Source organism: Candidatus Eremiobacterota bacterium (assembly GCA_031082125.1).
Classification (GTDB): Bacteria; Vulcanimicrobiota; CADAWZ01; order CADAWZ01; family Ess09-12; genus Ess09-12.
Genome location: JAVHLM010000005.1, coordinates 209,228 through 231,373, shown reverse-complemented (window position 1 = coordinate 231,373; position 22,146 = coordinate 209,228). Strand labels below are relative to the sequence as shown.

Annotated in this window: 19 protein-coding genes; 2 read left to right on the top strand and 17 right to left on the bottom strand. The window is 55.9% G+C overall.

Features of this window, described 5'->3' with window-relative positions:
* Positions 1 to 78: 78 nt before the first annotated feature.
* Positions 79 to 279 (top strand): 50S ribosomal protein L28, encoded by a 201-nt coding sequence (gene rpmB, locus RDV48_07945; GenBank protein MDQ7822708.1) that lies wholly within the window; start codon positions 79 to 81, stop codon positions 277 to 279.
* 68 nt (positions 280 to 347) lie between these two features.
* Here the strand turns inward: rpmB and RDV48_07940 are convergent, their stop codons facing one another.
* Positions 348 to 2,696 carry a tetratricopeptide repeat protein gene (locus tag RDV48_07940; protein ID MDQ7822707.1) on the bottom strand — a complete coding sequence of 783 codons (2,349 nt, stop codon included), beginning with the start codon at positions 2,694 to 2,696 and terminating at the stop codon, positions 348 to 350.
* Positions 2,693 to 2,941: a S4 domain-containing protein gene (locus RDV48_07935; protein MDQ7822706.1), complete on the bottom strand. Its 249-nt coding sequence runs from the start codon at positions 2,939 to 2,941 to the stop codon at positions 2,693 to 2,695. Before RDV48_07935 ends, RDV48_07940 begins: the two co-directional genes overlap by 4 nt.
* A 100-nt stretch (positions 2,942 to 3,041) precedes the next feature.
* Here RDV48_07935 and RDV48_07930 point away from each other — a divergent pair, with 100 nt between their 5' ends.
* Complete coding sequence (locus RDV48_07930) at positions 3,042 to 5,849, top strand: fused MFS/spermidine synthase (GenBank protein ID MDQ7822705.1); 2,808 nt, start codon at positions 3,042 to 3,044, stop codon at positions 5,847 to 5,849.
* A 5-nt stretch (positions 5,850 to 5,854) separates the two neighbouring features.
* On the opposite strand, the gene RDV48_07925 is transcribed toward RDV48_07930, so the two are convergent.
* The 15 genes from RDV48_07925 to murG form a co-directional block, all read right to left on the bottom strand.
* A complete protein-coding gene (locus RDV48_07925; GenBank protein MDQ7822704.1) occupies positions 5,855 to 8,206 on the bottom strand; it encodes a pilus assembly PilX N-terminal domain-containing protein in 2,352 nt (783 codons plus the stop codon).
* Between the two features lie 29 nt (positions 8,207 to 8,235).
* On the bottom strand, positions 8,236 to 9,129 hold the full coding sequence (locus tag RDV48_07920) for a hypothetical protein (protein MDQ7822703.1): 894 nt from the start codon (positions 9,127 to 9,129) through the stop codon (positions 8,236 to 8,238).
* A gap of 27 nt (positions 9,130 to 9,156) precedes the next feature.
* The gene (locus tag RDV48_07915) at positions 9,157 to 9,576 is read right to left on the bottom strand and encodes a prepilin-type N-terminal cleavage/methylation domain-containing protein (GenBank protein MDQ7822702.1); all 420 of its coding nucleotides are present in this window, start codon (positions 9,574 to 9,576) and stop codon (positions 9,157 to 9,159) included.
* A gap of 60 nt (positions 9,577 to 9,636) precedes the next feature.
* Positions 9,637 to 10,947, bottom strand: a complete 1,311-nt coding sequence (locus tag RDV48_07910) for a thymidine phosphorylase (GenBank protein ID MDQ7822701.1) — start codon at positions 10,945 to 10,947, stop codon at positions 9,637 to 9,639.
* Entirely contained in the window at positions 10,934 to 11,776 is an 843-nt protein-coding gene (locus RDV48_07905) for a purine-nucleoside phosphorylase (protein ID MDQ7822700.1), read from the bottom strand. Before RDV48_07905 ends, RDV48_07910 begins: the two co-directional genes overlap by 14 nt.
* A gap of 49 nt (positions 11,777 to 11,825) precedes the next feature.
* Positions 11,826 to 13,004 (bottom strand): phosphopentomutase, encoded by a 1,179-nt coding sequence (locus tag RDV48_07900; GenBank protein ID MDQ7822699.1) that lies wholly within the window; start codon positions 13,002 to 13,004, stop codon positions 11,826 to 11,828.
* Positions 13,005 to 13,083: 79 nt separating this feature from the next.
* Positions 13,084 to 14,319 (bottom strand): endonuclease Q family protein, encoded by a 1,236-nt coding sequence (locus tag RDV48_07895; protein ID MDQ7822698.1) that lies wholly within the window; start codon positions 14,317 to 14,319, stop codon positions 13,084 to 13,086.
* On the bottom strand, positions 14,319 to 14,819 hold the full coding sequence (gene nrdR, locus RDV48_07890) for a transcriptional regulator NrdR (GenBank protein MDQ7822697.1): 501 nt from the start codon (positions 14,817 to 14,819) through the stop codon (positions 14,319 to 14,321). Before nrdR ends, RDV48_07895 begins: the two co-directional genes overlap by 1 nt.
* A 124-nt stretch (positions 14,820 to 14,943) precedes the next feature.
* On the bottom strand, positions 14,944 to 16,092 hold the full coding sequence (gene ftsZ, locus RDV48_07885; GenBank protein ID MDQ7822696.1) for a cell division protein FtsZ: 1,149 nt from the start codon (positions 16,090 to 16,092) through the stop codon (positions 14,944 to 14,946).
* A gap of 56 nt (positions 16,093 to 16,148) precedes the next feature.
* The gene (gene ftsA, locus RDV48_07880) at positions 16,149 to 17,387 is read right to left on the bottom strand and encodes a cell division protein FtsA (protein MDQ7822695.1); all 1,239 of its coding nucleotides are present in this window, start codon (positions 17,385 to 17,387) and stop codon (positions 16,149 to 16,151) included.
* A gap of 93 nt (positions 17,388 to 17,480) precedes the next feature.
* On the bottom strand, positions 17,481 to 17,831 hold the full coding sequence (locus RDV48_07875; GenBank protein MDQ7822694.1) for a small basic family protein: 351 nt from the start codon (positions 17,829 to 17,831) through the stop codon (positions 17,481 to 17,483).
* A gap of 3 nt (positions 17,832 to 17,834) precedes the next feature.
* Positions 17,835 to 18,602: a DUF881 domain-containing protein gene (locus tag RDV48_07870; protein ID MDQ7822693.1), complete on the bottom strand. Its 768-nt coding sequence runs from the start codon at positions 18,600 to 18,602 to the stop codon at positions 17,835 to 17,837.
* 64 nt (positions 18,603 to 18,666) lie between these two features.
* Positions 18,667 to 19,494: an FtsQ-type POTRA domain-containing protein gene (locus RDV48_07865; protein MDQ7822692.1), complete on the bottom strand. Its 828-nt coding sequence runs from the start codon at positions 19,492 to 19,494 to the stop codon at positions 18,667 to 18,669.
* Between the two features lie 71 nt (positions 19,495 to 19,565).
* Positions 19,566 to 20,987 (bottom strand): UDP-N-acetylmuramate--L-alanine ligase, encoded by a 1,422-nt coding sequence (gene murC / locus RDV48_07860; protein MDQ7822691.1) that lies wholly within the window; start codon positions 20,985 to 20,987, stop codon positions 19,566 to 19,568.
* 41 nt (positions 20,988 to 21,028) lie between these two features.
* Positions 21,029 to 22,132: an undecaprenyldiphospho-muramoylpentapeptide beta-N-acetylglucosaminyltransferase gene (murG, locus tag RDV48_07855; GenBank protein ID MDQ7822690.1), complete on the bottom strand. Its 1,104-nt coding sequence runs from the start codon at positions 22,130 to 22,132 to the stop codon at positions 21,029 to 21,031.
* Positions 22,133 to 22,146: the final 14 nt, after the last annotated feature.

Below are 22,146 nucleotides of genomic sequence, written 5' to 3'. Positions count from 1 at the left end.
TTTGCCGTTTTATGCTAAAATATCTAAGCTTTCCATTGAAAGAAAGGAAACCATCCATTCACCGGAGGAGGAATCGCTATGGCAGCGTTATGTCAAGTATGCGGGAAAGGCCCGATAAGCGGCAACAAGGTGAGCCATTCCAACAGAAGAACCCGCCGCAGGTGGCTCCCGAACCTTCAAAAAATAACAGCTTATCACAAGGGCTCAAAGCGGACCATCAGAATATGCACACGGTGCCTGAGGACATCGCGCCTCAAGGAGACAAACCTTCCCTCGTAGCACCGGACCGGACCCTGAAACAAAAAAGGAATGGCTCCCATTCCTTTTTTGTTTTCTCCACAGGCCCCTTATGGCGGGCTTCCCCCGCCGCGCTTTTCCCTCTCGACCGAAATCCCCATCCGCCTTAAAGCCTCTTCCGCCCGCGGCGCCCACTTTGCGTCGGCGCTCCTGCAAACCGCCATATAGGTCTCAATCCCTTTTTCCCTCTCGCCCTTTGCCACAAGGGCGTCGCCGAGCCTCATCATGGCCTCGGCATTGCGGGGGCGCGTCGTAAGGATCTCTGCATAGATCTTTATCTCATCATTGTAGAGAGCGCAGTAATCGTAGGCCGATGCAAGGTTGAAGAGAGCCTGCACTTCTTCGTCGGGGCTCCCCGCATGGTAAAGGGCAATGGTAAAATATTCAATGGCTTTCTTCCCGTCATGGCGGGCCCTGATGGAGAGCATCCCCATGGAAGTATAGGCTTCGACACTGGGCACGTCACGGTACAGGCTCATGTAGGTGGCCATGAGCCTGTACGCTGCCCCATAACGCTCCTCCCGGGCATAGCATGCGCTCTGCCTGAGGAGAAGCAACGGATGATCGGGGAAAATCCACAGGGCAGCCGCAAGAAGCTTTGATGCCTCATTGTTTCTCCCGAGAGCCATGAGATAATCAGCCTTTCTTATGTACCCCCTTACATCATCGGGATCGGCCTCCCGCATCCTGTCCAGGAGGGCAAGGGCTTTCCCCGTGTCCTTTTGCTGCCAATAGAGCTGGGAAAGCATGTAAAGCAGGTGGCCGTTTTCCTGATAACAGGCAAGGAGCTCCTCAATGAGCCTTATCTGCTCGCTCCGGTCCCGGGGCGCCATATTGAGCACCTCGCCGCTTATCCAGTTGATCCGGTAATTCCTCACATCCCTGAGGGGAGAAGAACTCTTGATGAAAAGGCCTCCCGCTGACTCCACATAAACAAGCTTCCAGTCGCTCCCCGCGATGAGCTTCCGAAAGAGAGGGGAATCCCTGTCGATGAGGACCATATCAAAGGGATAGCTCTTTTCTATCAGGGAAAATTTCTCGCCGGCCACGGCCATGCCGTAGATGAAGAAGAAGGCGGGGTTGAAAAGTATGACCGGCCTCCCGTCGATGAAAACCTTCACCCGGGGATAAAGGGCATATTCAAGAAAATAGCCCTGGCTGTAAAGGTTGAATATATTCCCCCCGAGGCGGTGCGCCTCCATGAATTGCACTGCACCGTAAGAGAAGCGTGATTTCTTTACGGTGAAGCCGAGATCCCTGCTGGCAATGGCGCTTCGCGCCCAGAAGAAAGAGAAAAGGAAGGTACCTGCAATAAGAAAGGCCGCCAGCAGCGTCCTTGCCGCCCTCGTGTGGCCTTCATAACAGGAGCACCAGCACACCACAAGGGAAGGCGTGAGAAAGAGGGCAAAATCACTGACGAAGCGGCTGTGCATGATGAAAGCGGAAAAGCCGGCAATGAAAAGAAGCATGTCGGAAAGCCTCAGCCTCCCGGGGCGGGCGGAGGCGCCGATGACCCAGAGGAGCGTGAATAAAAGCACAAGGTTCTCCCTTCGCCTGAAAAACGAGAGGCCCATGTCGGAGGCATCAATGCTCAGGGTATAAGGAATCCACTCGGCAATCCTGCCCAGGGAAATCACCTCCTCGGCGCGGAAAAGGCCGATTATCCCATAGGTCCACTGCCACAGGGGGGAGATGAAGTTCACCAGAGCCACCACTATGAAAAGTATGAGAAGGCTGAAAGCCCTCGTTCCCCTCCTGAGAGGGCTCACAAGGGCCTCCCTTAAGGGAGTGCCGCTTCCCAGGGCATTGCGCGCCTCTCCCCCGTATTCCTCGATGAGAAAAACCGCCACGAGCAAGGGCCCTTCAATAAAGGATCCATGCATGTTCACCCAGAGCACCTGGAGAAAGGGGATACAAAGAAGAGCCCTGCGAAAGAGCCTTCCCGGAGGGAGGCCAAGCACATAAAGATAAAAAGCCACAAGGACCAGGCCGACCAGGTGAGGCCTTTCCACCACGCGGAGCGACACGACAAGGAATCCCAGCAGAAGAAGAGGGAGAAACACGGGCCAGAGCTCCCTGTCCCTGCCGCCGACCCTGTTTTTGCAGGCGAGGTAGAGAAAGAGCATCAGAAGACCGGCGCCAAGAATCTTGGCGATGACGATACCGGTGAAGCCGGCCAGCGAGTGCACATGGTACGCCGCGATCTGGAAAAGCCAGTAAATATTGGCCCAGGGCTTCCCCTGGAAGGTGAAGGTGAAAATGTCCCTGTCCATGAAGCCGAACTCCGTGAGAGCCTTCCCGGCGGCGATATGGCCGAAGATATCATAGTCCAGGATCTTCTTCGCCCCTGCAAAAAGCACAAAAAGAAAAAGCACTCCCCCGTAAAGGAGGCGTTTCATGGCACACCCTCCTCGAAAAGCATCAGGACTCCTTCATCGGGATACCTTTCCACCACGACTCCCTTCCCAATCTCCACCTCGAGAGAGGAGGAAGTGACCTTCTGCCCGTCCACTTTGACCATGCCCCTGGAGATGAGCTGGCGGGCCTCTCTCTTGCTGTCCGCCATTCCGGCGGCGACAAGAAGCCTCACGATCCATACCGAATCGCCAGGGGCTTCATCTCTGAAGATATGGACAGTACGCATAGAGAGAAGTTACCCCCCCGCGGCAAAAATCCCTCCTCGGGGCCGGTCATTGACGGAGCGTCATAAAAAGGCTATAGTGGATAAATGAGGTGACGCCCCAATGAGCCTGAGAGCCGGCCGTGGCATCGTGCTCTTCTTCTTCCTGTCGGGAGCCCTGGGCCTCGTGTACGAGGTGGTCTGGACACGCCTCCTTCTTCTCATTATAGGGAGCACCGTATATGCCGTCAGCACCGTCCTCACTGTCTTTATGACAGGCCTTGCCCTGGGGAGCTTCTTTGCGGGGAAGGCGGCCGACAGAAGCTCCAGGCCTCTTTTCATCTACGGCTGCATCGAGGGGATTCTGGGCATCTATATGCTCCTGCTGCCGGCAATCCTCGGGGCTGCCGAGAACCTCTACCTCCATGCCCTGCCTCCGCTGGCACAAGATGGTTTCCTTCCCCTGAGGATCCTTGTCTGCTTTATGGTGCTCCTTGTCCCCTCATCGCTTATGGGGGCCACCCTGCCTCTTGTGACCCGCTTTTTCACTGAGAAGAGAGAAAATATCGGCTTCACCGGGGGAACCCTCTACGCCCTCAATACGGCGGGAGCCGTGGCAGGAGCTTTTGCAGCAGGCTTTATCGCCATCCCGTACGGAGGCGTCCAGATGACGCTCACCGCAGCCGCCCTGGCAAACCTCCTCATATTTCTGGGAGTCATCATCCTCAGATTCCCGGCACAAGAGGCAGGAGAACATCAGGAAGAGCACTGTCCGGGAGATGAGGAGCGCCATGAACTGCCATGGCCTGCCCATGGCGCCTTCATGGCGGGGTTTGCCATCGCAGGCTTTACTTCCCTCATTTATGAGAATATCTGGACCAGGCTTCTGGGAATGATTTTCGGGAACACTGTCTACGGCATGAGCACCATGCTCACCGCATTTCTTGCAGGCATTGCCCTGGGAAGCGCCCTCATGGCGCGCTGCATTAAAAGGCTGAGAAGACCCTTTCTTGCCTTCGCCGTTCTAGAAGTGGCGGTGGGCTTTGCGGTCCTCGGGGGCTTTCCCCTTATCAACAGCCTCCCCTCCTTTTTTCTCTCCCTCTATCACCACACTCCCTCGGCATGGGCTCTCCATATGGCGTTGAAATTTCTGGGAGCGCTCCTCTTGATGCTTCCTCCCACGCTCTGCGCCGGTGCCGCCTTTCCCCTCGCGGCAGTCATTCATGGGAGGGAACCGAAGAGACTCGGCACTTCAATCGGCACGGTGTACGCGGTGAACACGGCGGGCGCAATCGCGGGAGCTTTTGCAGGAGGCTTTCTTATGATACCTTTGTGGGGCATTCAAAACGCCCTCATACTCACCTTGTCTCTCAACATACTCACAGGGCTTGCCCTCATCGCCATAAGCCCTGACACCCGGGAAAAACAGAAGGCGATCCTCATCGGCACCCTCACCCTTGCGGCGGCGCTGGGGACGCTTTTTCTTTCCGGCATCGACAGGGCAGTGTTCACCACGGGAGTGTATTATGCCCCTTACCGGATTTCCGCTCAACTGAGAGAGAGAAGGATCACCCTCAGCCAGTATGCGGCGGGACTGAAGTTCGCCTATTTCCGTGAGGGACGGGACGCCACCGTGGCAGTGATAAGAGAAGGAAAAGACCTCGTGCTGAAGGTGAACGGCAAGGTTGACGCCTCCACCTTCGAAGCGGACCTGAAAACACAGATTACAATAGGGCACCTGCCCCTCCTCCTTCACCGCCAGCCCCGGAAGGCCCTCCTGATAGGCATGGGAAGCGGCATTACCCTTGGCTCGGCCCTGACCCATCCCCTGGAGCGTCTCGACTGCCTTGAGATCTCCTCAGAGGTGGTGGAGGCTGCCCGGTGCTTCTCCGACTTCCATCATCACGCCCTTGATGACAGGCGCCTCAGGATAGTGGTAAATGACGGCAGAAACCACCTTCTTTCCACAGACGAACACTATGACGTCATCATTTCAGAGCCTTCGAATCCCTGGGTTTCCGGGGCATCATCGCTCTTCACCAGGGAGAGCTACGAGCTGATGCGCTCACGCCTCTCTCCGGGAGGAATAGCATGCCAGTGGGTCCAGGGCTATCACATGGAGCCCCGGCTCTTCAGGATGCTCGTGGCAACTTTCAGCACGGTCTTTCCCTCGTCGTCCCTCTGGGATCTCGGAGGGGATACCATCCTTATAGGATCCAATGAGGAGGTGCCTTTTGATTACTGCCGCATGAAAGAGTGCCTCCACAGCAGGGAGATTTCAGAAGACCTTGCAAGGATCGGCATAAAAAGCCCCCGCGACCTGTTTTTTCCCTATATTCTTGACGGGGAGTCCATGAAACGCTACCGCGAGGGCACGGCCCTCAATACCGATGACAGGCCCCAGGTGGAATTTTTTGCGCCCCGCACCCTCTATGTGAGCTTTCAGAAAGCCATACAGGCAGGGCTCCTTGCCGGGAGGAAGGAACCGCTTTTTATCCCGATGATCGTGACGGGCGGGCCCTGGGAGGAAGTGCCCCTCGCGGCAAAAAAGGAGAGCGGCATCACCGTTGAGCGCGAGGGATACCTTCAGTCTGTCGCCCTCGAGAGGTTCCGCAGAGAGGAAAAGCCCCTTTTTGAGCTCACCACGCTGAGGCCTGTCCTGGTGATGAAAAAAGAGGGAAAGACCATTGAAGTTTTTGCAGGCCCGGGACCATTCCCGGAAAAGGGAAAAAAAACCAAAAAAGAAGGCACCATATCCATGGGAGGCCACAAGGCCTCGTGGCGGCTGGAGGACTCTTCCGGAGAGCCGGTGCTCAGCCTCACCTGGCGCTGCCCCGCTGCCCGTCTCTACTTTCTTGCCGAGATAAGGGCCCCCGGCAGCGCCCCGGAAGCTCTCGAGGTGCTTTTGCACTCGATCTCATGCCACCGCTGAGCTCCCTACTGCGTCCACGTGCTCCAGAAGGCCCTCTTGGTGTTTATCCCCGAGAGGCCCTGGAAAAGGGTCTGCAGATAATCAGGGTCATAGGTGAAAGAGACATCCTTGGAATCGGCAATCGTGAGGTTTCCCCCCTGGGAGCCCGGTGGATTCGAGGACATGGGATCGGTCCCGTACGTCACCAGGAAGCCCTGCACTTTAAGAGCGCCGCCGCCGGAAGTGACGCGGAGGTCCCTCTCGCTCACGATGACCCCCTTGATGACGCAGTCAGAAAAGCTCAGGTCGCGGAAGCCGCTCTGCGTGAGCCTGTAATAGTGTGTTGACAGTCCCCAGGTGGACTCCGTATAGGCATCAGAGTAATTTTTCTGCAGGAAGCTCTTGACGAGCTCCTTGGCCTCGGTATCGCTGAACTCACAGGCCTTGAGGTAGTCAATGACCGATTTGCCGTTACAGTTATAAGAATTGCCGCTCGGCAGCGTAAAGCTGTAATTGCCGCCGGAAGTGAAGAAGTTGGGATCGGAGTTCATCTTGGTGTCAGAGAGCCACTTGGTGATGGTGGCCAGCGTGTCCTTGGTATTCCCGATGCCTATGTTATACTGCTGGTTGCAGTATTTCGAATAGGCCGCCCATGAGGTCTTGATGGCACTGTTGATGGCATCGGCTTCCACGTCGCCGCCCGATATCTCCTTGATGCGGATGTCGGACTTGCTGTACATGGCAAGGCCGCTCGCCGATCCGGGCTGAAGCTGGCTCTCTCCCTGGAACACGAGGTTCCCGCTCGAGAGAATGCTCCCCGACCCTGAAATCTCCCCCTCCACCACGATGCTCCCCTTCACGGAGCTGTCTCCGATGGTGATGAGGCTGGGCGAAACATCCTCGGTTTTGGTATCATCAACAAGGCCCACCTTGGGGCGAGTGGTGTCTGAAAAGGTGTAGCCGCCGGCCGCTGACGAGTAATTCGCCGCCAGGGTATAAAATCCATAGGCGTCGGCACCGTCGATCTGCGTAGAAGCTACTCCTACAGGGGCGTCGTTGATCTTGACCAGGTAATCTATCTTGCTCATCTTGGAGGACTCATACTCTCCTCCCTTGCTGTCGTTGTAAACAATAAGGTGCTTGGAATCACCGTTATAGATATTCACCCCGTTATACTGCCAGTTCGCGCTGTCATAATAAACAGGCGTGAGAGAGTTGTTGTTGAGCTTTTCAAAGAGCTGGGAATATTCCAGTTCGTTGGTCGTGGCGTTCACCGGGGGCTGGTAGGGGACATAGGCGAGATTATAGGTGCCCGGCGTGGTCTTGCTCTCAAGATACATGTAGGAGCCGGCGAGGAGGAAATCGTTCACCGAGGATTTCCAGGAATTGCCGCTCAGGTAGGAATTGGAAAACTTGTCCCAGTTGATGTCGCTCCTGATGGAGTTCATCCGCTCGGCCTGCGTGGTGCTGTTCACGCTCTGCGCCTTCACCCCGTAATTCCAAAAGGCGCTGTTGTAATAGTTGAGGCCGGCGGTCACCTGGCCCTTGTTCACGTAGGTGTTGTTGCAGGTGATGGAGGAGCCGCCGTCCACGCGGTAGATGTAATTGCCGCCGGAGACGGCGCTGTTCCCGATATGGACGTTCACGGTGTTCATGCTCCTCACGTTGACACCCTGGCCGTACTTGTCATTGACCCAGAACTTGTACTGGCTTCCCTGGAGGTCCACATCCAGGTCCTGCCCCACGATAAAGGCGCTGTCAATGACGGAGCTGAAATCCTTCTGCAGGAAAACCTCCACGTAGCGGGCCACGCTGCCGCACCGCCCCTCGACTATCACATGGGTATAGCCGGCAGGGACCTCCCGGAACGGCCTCCATGTCCCCCCCGTATAGGCATAGGAATAGTGTGATGACGTGAGGCCTGTGGTGAAATGGTTGGTGGAATAATACCTGATAAAGGGGCCGCTCACCTGGGAGGCATCATAGGGGACAGGCGACGAGGGAGCAGAGCTACCGGGGCCGAAGGCGATATAGAACTCGCTGCCCCCGTCTATGACCCCCTTGATCCCCGCGAAGCTGCCCGTGCTGATTTTTGTCACCACGAGCTTCCCGGTGCTGTCGCCGTCAGCATAGGGATAGGTTGCCGCATCATTGACATAGACTTCCTGGGTGGTCCAGTTCTTGTTGGTCCGGAGCATCCTCTGCGCGTAGGCGATGCCGCTCTCGGCCGCAAAGAAGGCATTTTCCCTGTCGCGGTAGCTGGCACCGAGCTTCATGGAATTTCTCCCCGTCACCACAAGAAGCGTGGCGATCATGATGATAAAGGAGAGAAGGAGCATCGTGGTGATGAGCACCACTCCCTGCCATTTCTTCTTCATCCGAACCGCCTCCTTGCCATGCGGGCGCGCTAGTTGCTTCCCGCAGAGCTCTCGTTGATATAGGGAACGACCTTGGAATTTATCTGGACTGACAAGGTGGGAGGAAACCCGTAAAGATCCTGGGCATTGTCCTTGACAGAGATTCCTGACTCAAGCACCTTGAAGCACCGGAGGGTGAACTGAAGCTCCGGGGCGCCAAGGCTCAAATCACCCCTGGCTGTTGAGGGATCACAGTAGTTCGTGGCGAATACAAGCACATTTCTTGCAAGGATATAACTGGATTTCACATAGGAGGCATAGGCCCCCTCGAGGGTGGAGACCGATGCGAGGCTGTCGGTGGGCGTCAGATGATTCTTCACGATTGTCGAGGTAAGAAAAGAGAGCTCATAGCCCTTGTGATCGGGGAGGTCTTCCTCCCAGTAAAGCTCTTTCTTGATAAGGAGCTTATGAGGACAGAAATACTGCGATGATGACGGCACATCAGGGCTGCAGGTGCCGCTTCCCGTATGGTCGCCCGAGCGAAGGCAATAGTAGAGTATCCAGCGGAAATATAGTGGGCTGACCGCGGTAGTATCCACATCAATGTCAGCTGTCTCATCGGAGTTTTTGGCTGCCGAGGCGAAGCAGATCCACGGCACATAGGCTCCCCCGCCGATGTCGGAAGTGCCGGCCGTGGCCGTGCTGATATTGGTTGCTCTCATCTCCCTGTTCATATCAAAGACAGCCCTTCTTATCTCGGTCTCCACGGCATACCGCGACTCCACGTTTCTCCAGCTCCTGGTGCCGAAGTTGATGATAGACAGCAGGATCAGGGTGAGAAAGCCGAAGATGGCTGTCGCTATTACGAGCTCCAATAGCGTCGTCCCTGCCTCAATCCTTGCTGCCTGGATCCTTTTTGTTCTCTCTGATGGCCTAGTGCACACGCCGCCTGTCCTTTTTCAACGACTCTTCTAGTCCTCATAAACGTACCGCACGATATCAGCGGCAAACATACCATAGCCCTGTGCGTAAAATTCGCCTGCACCGGTGTTGCTCCGCGCTCCCTTCTCCCACCAGTATATCCTGCATGAAACGCGGAGCAGCCTGCTGTCGGCATCTACGGGCTCGGAACGGATATTGTAGTAGAACGGCATCTTGTTTATTGTTTCTGTCTGGTTCACCTCTCCAGCCGATGAGACATTCCCATAGTTATTCCATAAATACTTGTTGAGGGCCATCTCGCCGATAGCCATGCCTGTCGTGAGGTCAACGCCCTTCTGGACCGAGTTAAAGAGGAAGGTGAATATGCCGATGATCAGGAGAAGGCACGTGGAGAGAATAAAGACTGCCACCATAAGCTCAATGATGCTGAAGCCCCTTTTCGCCGCCACGCCTTAAGCCCCCCCTTTCCCTTAATTATAGCAGAAAAAAACCTTCACTTACAAGGAAGCCTATGACCCAATGGTAGCAAGAATAAGGGGCGGCGCCTCCACTGGCTGATCTAGAACGATAAAGCATTCCAGAAGGGATTCCCTCACCTCCTCTATGCTCTTCTCCGAGGCTCCGTGGACTGTCACGATACTTTCACCGCTGGTAATTTTGTCGCCAATGCGCCTGTGGATGACAAGCCCCACGGAGGGATCGATTGAATCCTCTTTCCTGACCCTTCCCGCACCGAGATCGCGGGCAATGATCCCCATTTTCATCACCTCAATGGCACCCAGGTAACCTTCCTTCTGAGCAGGGATATCACGTATCACCCTGGCCCGGGGAAGCAGAGATGTATCGTCAAGTACGGCATCCTTTCCTCCCTGGGCTTTTATCACCTGTCTCATTTTTTCCAGGGCGGCACCCCGTTGCAGCAGATCGGCCGCGTGGCTCCTCGCTTCTTCAAGAGTGCTGTCCACGCCTGCCATCTGGAGCAGGTGGGCAGAAAGCTCAAGGGCCACCTCGCGGAGGGGCGAATCCCTGCGCCCCCCCTTCAGGATCTCTATGACTTCCTTTACCTCAAGGGCATTGCCGATATGGGAGTTAAGCGGCTGGTTCATGTCGGTAATGACGGCCCTGGTATGCTTTCCCGCGAGCGTCCCAATGTTCACCAGAGCCCGCGCAAGGGCCCTGGCATCGTCAAGGGTCGTCATAAAGGCGCCGCTTCCCACCTTCACATCCAGAAGGATGACGTCGGCGCCGGCGGCAAGCTTCTTGCTCATGATGCTCCCGGCGATAAGGGGGATGCTGTCCACGGTGGCAGTCACATCGCGGAGGGCATACATTTTCTTGTCGGCAGGAGCGAGATCCCCCGTGGGGCTTATGAGGGCTATGCCAATCTCCTTGACCTGACTGATAAACTCCTCCTCGGTGAGGCCCGTTCGAAAGCCCGGTATGGATTCCAGCTTGTCAAGAGTGCCGCCCGTATGGGCCAGGCCCCGCCCCGACATCTTCGCAAAGGGGATGCCTGCCGCCGAAATTATGGGGCCTATCAGGAGGGTCGTCGTGTCGCCCACGCCGCCCGTGCTGTGCTTGTCCACCTTCCTCCCGGGGATCGAGGCGAGATTGACCTTGTGGCCCGAATCGGTCATTGCCTGGGTAAGATCCTTGGTCTCGGCATCATCCATGCCCTTGAGACACACTGCCATGAGAAAGGCGCTCATCAGGTAATCAGGAATGTCGCCCTTTGAGAACCCCTGGATCATGGACTCTATCTCGCTGCAGGAAAGGCAGCCGCCTTCCTTTTTTTTCTTGATTATGTCATAAGGCTTCATTGCGGGCAACCTCCTTGATTTCCTTGAGGACTGACCTGATGAGGCTCTTGAAAACAGGCTTCACCATCTCGGCGGCCTGGAGCACCTCTTCATGATCGGCTCCCTTGCCGGGGATAAACACATTGGTGATGCAGGAGATGCCAAGCACGTTGAGGGAGGAATGGGCCGCCACTATCACCTCGGGCACAGTGGACATTCCCACGGCATCTCCCCCTATCTGACGCATGAACCGAAGCTCGGCAGGAGTCTCGTAATTGGGCCCGTGAAGGCCCACAAAGATTCCTTCACGGAGCTGGATCCCTATTTTGGATGCCACCTCTTTCGCCAGCTCCCTCAGCTCAGGCGTATAGGCGCGCGAGAGATCGGGAAACCGGGGCCCGAGCTCCGGATCGTTTGGTCCCACAAGGGGGCTAGTGCCGGTGAGATTGATATGATCGGCAATGAGCATGAGCTCCCCGGCGCGGAACTGAGGGTTTATCCCCCCCGCGGCATTGGTGACCACAAGGGTATGGACGCCGAGGGCCTTCATGAGACGTACTGAAAAGGTCACCTTTTCCATGGGGTACCCCTCGTAGAAGTGGGTTCTCCCCTTTTGGACCACTACAGGCCTTCCCTCAAGCGTGCCAAGGATCAGGATCCCTTCATGGCCAGCCACCGTTGAGACGGGGAAGTGGGGGATCTCCGCGTAGGGAATCTTGGCCACGGCCTCCACTTCATCGGCCAGCTCGCCAAGCCCCGAGCCGAGAATCATGCCGAATTGAGGGGAAAACCCGGTCCGGGACTTGATAAATGCAAGGCTTTCATTCACTCTCTTCCTAAGGTTCTCCATAATTCTGTTCCTTTCTGTCAATCTCGAAAATAGGGCCCCGGGAAATTCCTTATCGGCCCAGGAGACTGGCAAAGCTCACTCCCGCAAGATCCGACGGAATCCCGAAAAGCTCCAGAATGGTGGCGGAGATATCGGCAAAAGAATTCCTGGTGCCCAGGTGCTTTCCGGGCGAGAGCTTCTTTGAATACCAGAGAAGGGGCACATGCTCCCTCGTGTGATCGGATCCCTTAAAGGTGGGATCACAGCCGTGATCGGCAGTGATTATGAGGGCGTCATCATCGTCCATCGCCTCAACGATCCTGGGAAGAAAGGCATCCATATCCCTGATGGCCTGGGCATATCCCAGCGCATTCCTCCTGTGGCCGTAAAGCATGTCAAAGTCCACCAGGTTTGCAAATATGATGCCCTGTCCAGGCCTCTCCCTGAGGATCTTCTCGACGGTGACAAGGCCGTCGTGATTGTTGCCGGTATGAAGCGAATCGGTAAGGCCCTGGTGAGAGAAAATATCCTCAATCTTTCCCACGCCGAATACCTGCATTGACTGGTCCTTCAGCAGGTCAAGCAGGGTCTGCCCTGGGGGCTTCAGCGCAAAATCCTTCCTTCTTTCGGTCCTTTTAAAGGCCCCCGGTGATCCCATGAAGGGACGGGCTATCACGCGGCTCACAGGGTGGTCGCCCGTGAGGATCCGCCGGGCGATTTCACAGTAGCGGTATAGCTCATCGGGAGGGACCACTTCCTCGTGGGCGGCCACCTGGAACACGCTGTCGGCAGAAGTATAAATAATGAGCTTCCCTGTTTTCATATGCTCCTCTCCCAGGGAGGCGATTATCTCCGTTCCCGAAGCAGCGTAATTTCCCAGGGTCCCCCGGCCCGTTCCCTTTTCAAAAGCCTTGACGATCTCGGGCGGGAATCCGTCGGGGTAAGTGGGAAAGGCTTTTTCCGTGATGATGCCGCAGATCTCCCAGTGCCCCGTCGTGGTATCCTTGCCGTTGGAAAGCATAGGGAGCTCGGCGTAAAATGCCTCGGGGGCATCAGAAGGGGGAATTCCCTCAATCGGGTGGATATTTCCCAGCCCCATCCTCTGAAGATTCGGCACCGTGAGACCCCCCACGGCGCGGGCCAGGTTCCCGAGGGTGTCGCACCCTTCATCGCCATAGCGGTCGGCATCCGGCATGGCACCGCATCCCATGCTGTCGGCAACAACGATTACGGCTCTTCTCAGTTTCAAGGCGTCCTCCTTTGTGTCTTCTCGCTCCCCCCTCACCACGGCTCTTCAGCCACCCGTGAGAGGTTTTTTCCTTCAAGCCTCAGGTATCAAATGAAAAAGTGAGCTGCAGGGAATGGCTCTTTGCCCCCCTTACTTTTCCATAGTGGCCTCCGCCTCCGGAGACAAGCTCTTGAGAGCCTTCGCGGGCTCTCACTATATCGGCTGCAAGGGAGAGCCCCACCACCCTCACGAGTTCGCGCTTCTCCGCCGTATGGAGCACCGCCATCTCGCTCCCGAAATGCTCTATGAGCCGGGCCATCAGAGCGCTTTTAAGGCCGGGGACAAGCTCCAGGGGGATCTGGTGGTGATAGGGGGGGCGATGGTCTGGATGGCGTGGTTCCTGGAAATCGCCGATCTCCCGGGCCCTGTCAAGCACCCCTTTCGCGAAGGAGCCACCCCTGGCGCCGCAGAGGGGGCAGGAGAGTATAGGAGGAGGACCGGTGGCCACCTGCCGGCATGAGGTGCAGTAGCTGCGGTGGTATCTCCCCAGGCGGGGATCCAGGCCAAAATTTGCCACAAGGGACCTCCCCTGGACGCGGCGGAAGGCAAGCACCATTTCCTGGAAGGTAGGCGCCTCAATGGCCAGAATGTTGTATTCTCTCCCTATTCTGCCCGCCGAATGAGCATCAGAGTTGGAGAGAAAGCATACCTCAGCAAGCTCTTCAAGCATGTCTGCGATACTGGAGTCGGCAGAGAGGCCAAGCTCGATGGCAGCCACGCTCTCATGACCTTCCTCAGGGAAGAGCTCTGAGAGCCTGCGGCATGCCCTGCCATAGACGCTCTTATGAGGAGTAAAGGCATGGGCCGGCACGTGGATACCTCCCGTGGCTTTTATCACTGCATTGAGCTCCCGTGCAGGAATACCGCAGCTCTGGGAGGAGAGCTCAATGTTTTTGATATGGCGCCTCATCAGAGCGCTGAATTCCTTCATCTGCCGCAGGTAAGGGAAATAGGCGATATGATGGGAGACGCCGCCGCCATCCTCAACACACTCCACTTCCGCCCCCAGGATGACCGTCACCCGATCTCGGTGAATAAGGCCGCCTTCAGGGAGCTCGCAGACGACTCCCTTTCCTATGAGGCCATCGATGTCGGAGAGCACGCCCGGCGAGGCGCAGTCAACCACTCCCACCATGTCGATGCCCTTGCGGCGGTAACACTCCTCAATGAGAGCGGAAAAGGTGAGCTTCCGGGAGGCCGTCACCTTGACGGGCCTGCCTTCCGAGGTGCTCCCTATGTGGACATGAAAGTCTGCGAAATAGTGTTTCATCGGCATCAGGACCGGGTAGCCGCCTGTTCGCTCTCTCTCGGGCTCTCGGGAGCCTTCTTGGCAGTCAGGGTCCCCACAAGTTCCAGGAACCCCGTGATATCATCAAATTCCTTGTAGACTGACGCGAACCTCACGTAAGCCACGTGATCGAAATCCTTCAGATACTCCATGATCTGGTGACCTATGACTTCCGTCGAGACCTCCCTCTCCTGGGAGTTCTTTATCTCCCTCTCTATCTGCGATACAATCCTCTCTATCTCCTCCATGCCTATGGGACGCTTCTCACAGGCTTTCAGGATGCCGTTGAATATCTTGGACCGGTCAAAGCGCTCCCTGCGCTCATCCTTCTTGATGACAAAAAAGGCGGGGTCCTCAATGCGTTCATAGGTGGTAAACCTTGAACTGCATGAGAGACACTGCCTCCGCCTTCTTACCGTCGTATTGTCGTCAGTGACTCTGGAATCCAGGACCTTGCTCTCGAGGAAGGCACAATAAGGACATTTCATCTTTATCCTCCACTAGAGCTCTTATACTCATGAGCATTTCCGACGGCATCCTTATCACCTTGGATAGTTTATAAGGTGCGCCAGTACACATCTAGAGAAATCCAATTCACCGGGTCACTGGCCTTTATGTTCTGCGCCTCCTCAGGATCGCGGGAATCTCAAGCTCGTCAGCAGATCCCATCTGAGGCTTGAACTCTGCCCGCTCTCCCCTTATCTCCTGGCCTGCTTCGGGCTTTCTTTCTTCCCTGCCCATGGCGAAGCCTGTGGCAAGAACCGTTATCTTGATCTCATCCTGGAACTTCTCGTCAATCACCGCGCCGAATATGATCCGCGACTCGGGATCTACGGCATTGGCAATGATCTCTGCCGCCTCATTCACTTCAACAAGTGAAAGATTAGGACCGCCGGTGATATTGAAGAGCACTCCCTTGGCGCCGTCAATCGTGGTCTCCAGAAGAGGGCTTGAAATGGCGGCTTTTGCAGCCTCCTGGGCCCTGTGGTCGCCCGATCCTATTCCGATGCCCATGAGGGCTGAGCCGGAGTTCACCATGATGCTCTGTATGTCGGCGAAATCGACATTGATGAGGCCGGGAATGGTGATTATGTCCGAAATCCCCTGGACGCCGTGGCGGAGCACGTCATCGGCGACTCTGAAAGCTTCCACCAGCGATGTCTTCTTGTCCACCACGTGGAGAAGCCTGTCATTGGGTATCGTGATGAGGGTGTCCACTTTCTCGGTGAGCTCCTGGATCCCTCTCTCGGCGCTCTGCATACGCATCCTGCCTTCGAAAGTGAAGGGCTTGGTAACCACTGCCACCGAAAGTGCGCCCACCTCACGGGCGAGCTCTGCCACCACCGGTGAGGCGCCCGTTCCCGTGCCGCCTCCCATGCCCGTCGTGATAAAGACCATATCGGCTCCCTCGAGGCTCGCAAGGACCTCGCTCCGGTTCTCTTCAATGGCCTTTCTCCCGATCTCGGGATTCGCTCCGGCGCCAAGTCCTTTGGTGACGTTGCTGCCGATGTGGATGCGCTGATCGGCCTCGCAGAGAAAAAGGGCCTGGGCATCGGTGTTTATTGCAATAAACTCCACGCCCTTGAGCCCCACCTGAATCATGCGGTTCACGGCATTGCACCCCGCGCCGCCGACACCGACAACCTTTATCCCGGCAAACTGTTCAAGAGTGGTTTTCTTGTCCACTTTCTCCTTTGCCTGTGTAGTTCCTTTCCCTAGTGACTGCGCGAGCTTGTCAAGCCCCGCCGATGCTGTTTTCATATCCTGACCCTTTCCTCCATTCAAGACAGAACCTCCCCTCGTTGCACTATGATTTTTTAAAACACTTCATGAAGCCATTGCAGTACTTTCTGGAAGATGTCACCCACCTTGGACTGTGAGACACGCTCAATGCTCCTGCTCTTCTTCCTGGAGCCGTAAAGCACAAGACCCATTGCCATTGCGTAGGCAGGGTCCTTCATCACCTCCGGCATCATCGCCGAAACCGCCATCGGCCTGCCGATGCGCACGGGAAGCTGGAGCGCGTTCTGCGCAACACCGGCAATCCCTTCTATGGCAGCACATCCTCCCGTGAGGGTCACACCGGCGAGGTGGATACCGGACTTGGTCACCTTTCTTATTTCCTTCCTGAGCCATTCAAAGATATCCATGAGGCGGCCCTCGATGACTTCGGCGAGCTCCATGCGGGACACGCTTGGCGGATCGACAGAGCTGAGGGAGATTACCTCGATCTGCTCGTCCTCCTTCACAAGCTCCATGCTTGCACATCCCTTGCTCACCTTGATGCGCTCGGCCTCCTGCTGGGGAATTCTGAGCACGATCACGATATCGTAGGTGATATTCGAGCCGCCGATGGGAAGGATTGCGGTGTGCACCAGGCTGTTGTGCTTGAAAATCGCCACATCGGTGGTGCCCCCTCCGATATCCACCAGGACAATGCCCAGTTCTTTTTCTTCCTCGGAGAGCACCGAGAGGCCCGTAGGTATCGACCCCAAAACGATCCCGTTCTCTTCTATCTCAAGCCCTGCTCTCTGAACGCTCTTGTTGATATTCTCCAGAAAGGTCATCATCCCCATGATGATATGGGCATCAACCTCAAGGCGCATCCCTGACATTCCCACGGGGTTTTTCACGCCGTCTGTGCCGTCGATCATAAAGCTCCGGGGAATCACGTGGATGATCTCTCTGTCATTGGGTACGCCCACAAGCCTCGCCGCCTCTATGACACGGCGGATATCCCCTTCATTGATCTCCTTGTCAGAGCTCCCGATGGTGACCACGCCGTGGCTTCCCATCGAGGAGATGTATTCGCCCGTGACCCCGACATAGACGCAGTTGATGTGAAAACCGGCCATCTTCTCGGCCTCTGAGACCGCCGTCTCAATTGACTTCGCCGCCTCGTCTATGTCAACCACGGCGCCTTTTTTGAGTCCCTTCGAGGGACAGGCTCCCTTCCCGAGGATTTCAATGGACTGATCAGGAGCCACTTCACCGATCACGCAGCGGACATTGCTCGTACCAATATCAAGACCAACTACTATGTCGTGCTTTGCCACTCTCCATTCCTCCTGAAGCTAGAGAATTTCTCCATCGCTCATGAAATTTCCTGTTCCCGGGCACCGGTTATTACCGGCATCCGGGGCGGCGCTCTAGGCTGTTTCTCTCTTGCCGCCTGCGAGTATGTCCCTGCGGATATAGCCGAGATTGTTGAATACCCTTACGCCGAAAGTTATCACGGCGGCGAGATAGAGATCAATGCCCACGCGGTCGCCGATCCATGTGAGAAAAGCGGCCAGAAGGGCATTGGTGAGAAATCCCGACACAAAGATGTTCAGGTGGAACTTCTCTTCTATGCCCGCCCTCACGGCGCCCAGCACAGAGTCAATTCCCGCGATGAGAGAGACGGAGATATACTTGGAATAAGCATAAGGCGGGGAAAAATTGGGAGGCAGAATCGTGCCGATCACTACGCCCACAAAAAGGCCCATCAATATCCACATTGCTTATTCCACCTCTGACTTTACTTTTGCATAACGGAGCATAAGGCTCCCCTTGAACTCCGGCACATCGACGGTCTCGTACCTGTTTATCCTCAGGGTGACCCCATGCTGCATGGCGGGGGCCATATAATCCATAAAGCCTCCCGGAGTCCTCAGCGCCCCCTCCATGTCCTTGGAAGGGCCTATGGCAGCCACCTTGTAAGGCGCCGCGATGCGGACAGAGTTGATAAGCACCGTGGGGCCGACGCAGCGGATTGCCGTCGTGGTCACGATCCTTTGATCGTTTATCGAGACGGCCTCGGCACCCGAGGCCCACAGCTCATTGACAAGAGTGTCAAGATCCACATCGTGAATGATGAAATAGAAGGGATCATCCTTCGGGGAGGGACTCTTGGGGGAGTCATTGAGCTCCACCACTATCCCGGGCCCCTTGACCGGCAGAAAACCTGCTTCCATGCGGGCTGTCTCCAGCTGATTCTTCATTGCCTTGAGGACATCTTCCTCTTTCCCTGCGGCAGACTCAAACTCTTCAAGCCTTTTCTTCTTGTCGGTGAGATCGCTCTCCAGCTTGTTGCGCTGGCGTTCAAGCTCATTCACCATCTTGATGAGATCGGTCCTCTGGTTGTAAAGGGGGAACCCCTCCTTTTTCTGTAACCTGAAGAGGAGGGCCATCATGATTCCCAGGACCACGCAGGCAAAAGCAACGGGGATCTCCCACTGCTCCCTTGACCGTATTTTTTTCTCTCTCGCGCTCTGAGATTCTTTCTCCATAGGTTATTATGCCACAGTGAGCACCGTATACCAGTATTGGTTGCTCACTGTTCTTTCTCTGTGCCTATTCTCCTTCTTTTTTCTCATCGGGAGGGGAAGCGGGGCGCCTGAGCTTGACTACCGGCTCCTTGTAACGGAGGTCGATATATTCAAGCTGCTCAGCCTTTCCTTCCATCTGCGCGAGAATCTTGGAAAAAAGGTCCAGCTTATCCTTGACATTGTCGAGTGTGTCCAGCTTCCCCTCTATGACGTCTTTTCCGAGAGGGTAGCGAAAAGATATCTGGGAGTTCTCCTCGATGGTAAGATCGATAAGCTGCCGGTTCATCTCGGGAGTAAGCCATGTGTAGAATTTCAGGATCGTATCGACTTTGCCGCTGTCAATCCTTCCCCCCACCACCAGTTTCTCGTTTATCAGCATCCTGGGAAAGTCTTTTTTTCTGTCCCCCTCAAGGACACAGAGGACCACGCCGTCATCATCAATGGCATACCACTTTTCAGGCTCATCGGTGAAAGCCGATGCAGCCACCGGGGTGCGCTCCTTCACTTCAATTTTCACGCCGCCGGGAAGCACCTTGGCTATTTTCACGCTCTTCACCCAGAGAATCCTGGCCATCCTGTCATGGTAGGGCCTCTCATCAAAAATGAGAATCTGCGAGCCCCATGGGAACTGGGTCTCCTTCAGGATATCCTCGCCCGATATCCGCTCAATACCGGCCACCTCAATGGATTTGAGCTTGAAGAAATCAGAGGAGAGGAAAAGGAGCTGAGCGGCAAGGAAAATGAGCACAAGAAAAACCTTGCGGGCTGTCTGTCCTGTCCTGCCCCGCTTCCTGGGCTTCTCCTGGGGGCCTCCCCTCATGGAGCCGGGAGGTGTTTTTCTTATATCAACCATGGGCGTCTCTTTATAGAGTAAACTTTAATAGGGCTTCAACACAGGACGAAGGCAAGGCATGTCGCCGATTCTTACCCCGTGGCAGCATACTGAATATGCCTCATATTGAGCCTCTCGCAGAGCTTCTCCGCAACACGGCATATGTCTCCTGCCCCAAGAGTGATGACAAGATCGCCCGGTGCGGCGAACTGCGCAAGATAAGCAATCACCTCATCATTCTTCGGTATGGAAAGGACCTCCACATGAGGGGCTCTCTGCGCGATATACTCCGCAAGGGTTTCCCCCCTCATTCCCACTATAGGCTGCTCACCGGCAGAATAGATATCGGTGACAATGAGCACATCGGCGTCATTGAAAGCGCCGGAGAACTCATCAAAAAGGAAGCGGGTTCTAGAATAGCGATGAGGCTGAAAGACGGCAATGACACGCTTTCCCCACCCCGTCCTCGCGGCATGGAGGGCCGCCTTGATCTTTGAGGGGTTATGGGCATAGTCATCGACGACAAGTACGCCGGAAGCTTCCCCCAGTATCTGGAAACGGCGCTGCACCCCGGGAAAGGCGTGCAGTGCCTTCCGGATTCCCTCAAAGGAAAAGCCCAGCTCCAGGCCGATAGCTATGGCGGCAAGGGCGTTCTGAACATTGTGGCGTCCCGGCACCCTGAGATGCAGATTCCCAAGAAGCTTCCCCTTGAAGCTTATCTTCGAGGTGGAGCAGAACTCCGCAAGGGTGATTTCCTCGGCGCGGATATCGGCATCGGGGGAGAGCCCGTATGATATCTTTCTTCTTCCCACTGAAGGATAGAGGTTTCTCACGTTTTCATTGTCGATGCAGAGCACCACGTTCCCGTCCCCGGGGAGCCTTTCGATAAAGGCCTTGAAATTCTCTATAATTTTCTTCATCGTGAGGTCATAGTCATAATTACAGGCCACGTACGGCATGACATTGAGGTTCACGTCGGAGTCTATGCTGGTGATGACCGCCATCCTTGGGCTGAGGTGCAGAAAGGAGGCATCGCTCTCGTCGGCTTCGGCCACAAGATAAGGATCGTGGCCAAGCCTCGCGTTTGAGCCGATGTCATTCAGCTCTCCGCCGATGACCACCGTGGGATCAAGCCCGTTCTGCTCAAGGACCGCGGCAATCATCGAAGTGGTCGTGGTTTTCCCGTGAGTTCCCGCAACGGCGATTCCGTAGACACTCTGCATCAGAAAGCCCAGCATCTCGGCGCGCTGCACCACTTTAATCTGCCTCCTCCTGGCTTCGACAAGCTCCGGATTCTTCTCCGGAATGGCGGAAGAGACGACTACCACGTCAGCGCTTCCTATATTCTGGCCTGAATGGCCTATAAAGCATGATGCACCGAGATCTTCAAGCTTCCTCATCATCGATGACGGCCTGATATCAGAGCCTGTCACCCTGTATCCCTTTTCCAGGAGGACTCTGGCGATGCCGCTCATCCCGATACCGCCAATGCCTATAAAGTGAACTTGCCTCATGGAAAACTCCTTTCAAAGGCTCACGAGTCCAAGCGAAAATATTAAGCCTTCTGATTCGACAGAAAAATATCCAATACCTTCAAAATTTCATCTAAAGCTTCAGGTTTTCCCAGTGCTTTACTGCGCTCCGCCATCGAGCGCAATGCCTCAGGATCCCTCATGAGCTTCCCGAGAAGGGGGGAAAGCTCTTCTTTCACCTTGTCATCGGCAATCATGAAAGCCGCTCCCTGCTCTTCAAGCCAGCGCGCATTCTTTACCTGGTGGTCTTCCGCTGCATAAGGGTAGGGGATTATCAGTGCAGGAATTCCCCGCGCCGTCACTTCGGCAATGGTGGTGGCGCCGGCACGGCACACCACCAGGTCACAGGCCGCATAGGCATCGTGGATGGCGCCCAGAAATCCCATGGCCCGGTAAAAAAGTTTTGCACCCCTGAGCAACTCGGCGGCCCGTGACGAGACTTCCTCATAGTTTCTCTCACCGGTAAGATGGATAATGCTCCATTCCTGGCCTTTCCAGCCCTCCAGGGCTTTTAGAATTCCCTCATTGATGCTCTTTGCCCCCTGGCTTGCTCCTGTCACAAGGATACAGGGCCTCCCGGGAGGGATCTCAAGGCGCCGCCTTCCCTCCTCCCTGCTTACCTCGAGGATCTCCTCACGGACAGGATTTCCCGTAAGGTGTGCCTTCCCTGGAGGAAGATAACGCTCCGTCCCCTGGAAGCTCGTGCAGACTTTCCTGGCAAAACGGGCGAGGAAGCGGTTGGTTTTCCCCGGGATGGTATTCTGCTCCAGCAGCACTGCAGGGACCCTGCAGATATGAGCGGCCATGACAACGGGGGCGCTCACATATCCCCCCGTTCCTACCACAAGGCGCGGTTTTTCCCGCAGCAGCACCTCAATGGACTGCAGGAAGCCGAGGGAGGTTATGGCAAGTGCGGCCCCCGCCTTGAAGGGATTCGACGAGAGGCCCCTTGAAAGAATATATTCCAGGGGCAGTCCTTCCTGGGGAACGCGGGTAGCTTCAAGACCGTGGCGGGTGCCCAGGAAAAGTACTGAAAGCCCTTCATGCCTTTTTTTCAGGGCTTTGGCTACGGCGAGGGCGGGAAAAAGATGGCCTCCCGTCCCTCCCCCTGTCACAATGACCTTCATTCCGGCATTCACGC

Bases quoted from the DNA above. Each gene is read 5' to 3' on its own strand.
- rpmB (MDQ7822708.1), top strand. From the start codon at position 79: ATGGCAGCGTTATGTCAAGTATGCGGGAAAGGCCCGATAAGCGGCAAC.
- RDV48_07940 (MDQ7822707.1), bottom strand. From the start codon at position 2,696: ATGAAACGCCTCCTTTACGGGGGAGTGCTTTTTCTTTTTGTGCTTTTT.
- RDV48_07935 (MDQ7822706.1), bottom strand. From the start codon at position 2,941: ATGCGTACTGTCCATATCTTCAGAGATGAAGCCCCTGGCGATTCGGTA.
- RDV48_07930 (MDQ7822705.1), top strand. From the start codon at position 3,042: ATGAGCCTGAGAGCCGGCCGTGGCATCGTGCTCTTCTTCTTCCTGTCG.
- RDV48_07925 (MDQ7822704.1), bottom strand. From the start codon at position 8,206: ATGAAGAAGAAATGGCAGGGAGTGGTGCTCATCACCACGATGCTCCTT.
- RDV48_07910 (MDQ7822701.1), bottom strand. From the start codon at position 10,947: ATGAAGCCTTATGACATAATCAAGAAAAAAAAGGAAGGCGGCTGCCTT.
- RDV48_07905 (MDQ7822700.1), bottom strand. From the start codon at position 11,776: ATGGAGAACCTTAGGAAGAGAGTGAATGAAAGCCTTGCATTTATCAAG.
- RDV48_07895 (MDQ7822698.1), bottom strand. From the start codon at position 14,319: ATGCCGATGAAACACTATTTCGCAGACTTTCATGTCCACATAGGGAGC.
- nrdR (MDQ7822697.1), bottom strand. From the start codon at position 14,819: ATGAAATGTCCTTATTGTGCCTTCCTCGAGAGCAAGGTCCTGGATTCC.
- ftsZ (MDQ7822696.1), bottom strand. From the start codon at position 16,092: ATGAAAACAGCATCGGCGGGGCTTGACAAGCTCGCGCAGTCACTAGGG.
- RDV48_07875 (MDQ7822694.1), bottom strand. From the start codon at position 17,831: ATGTGGATATTGATGGGCCTTTTTGTGGGCGTAGTGATCGGCACGATT.
- RDV48_07870 (MDQ7822693.1), bottom strand. From the start codon at position 18,602: ATGGAGAAAGAATCTCAGAGCGCGAGAGAGAAAAAAATACGGTCAAGG.
- RDV48_07865 (MDQ7822692.1), bottom strand. From the start codon at position 19,494: ATGGTTGATATAAGAAAAACACCTCCCGGCTCCATGAGGGGAGGCCCC.
- murC (MDQ7822691.1), bottom strand. From the start codon at position 20,987: ATGAGGCAAGTTCACTTTATAGGCATTGGCGGTATCGGGATGAGCGGC.
- murG (MDQ7822690.1), bottom strand. From the start codon at position 22,132: ATGAAGGTCATTGTGACAGGGGGAGGGACGGGAGGCCATCTTTTTCCC.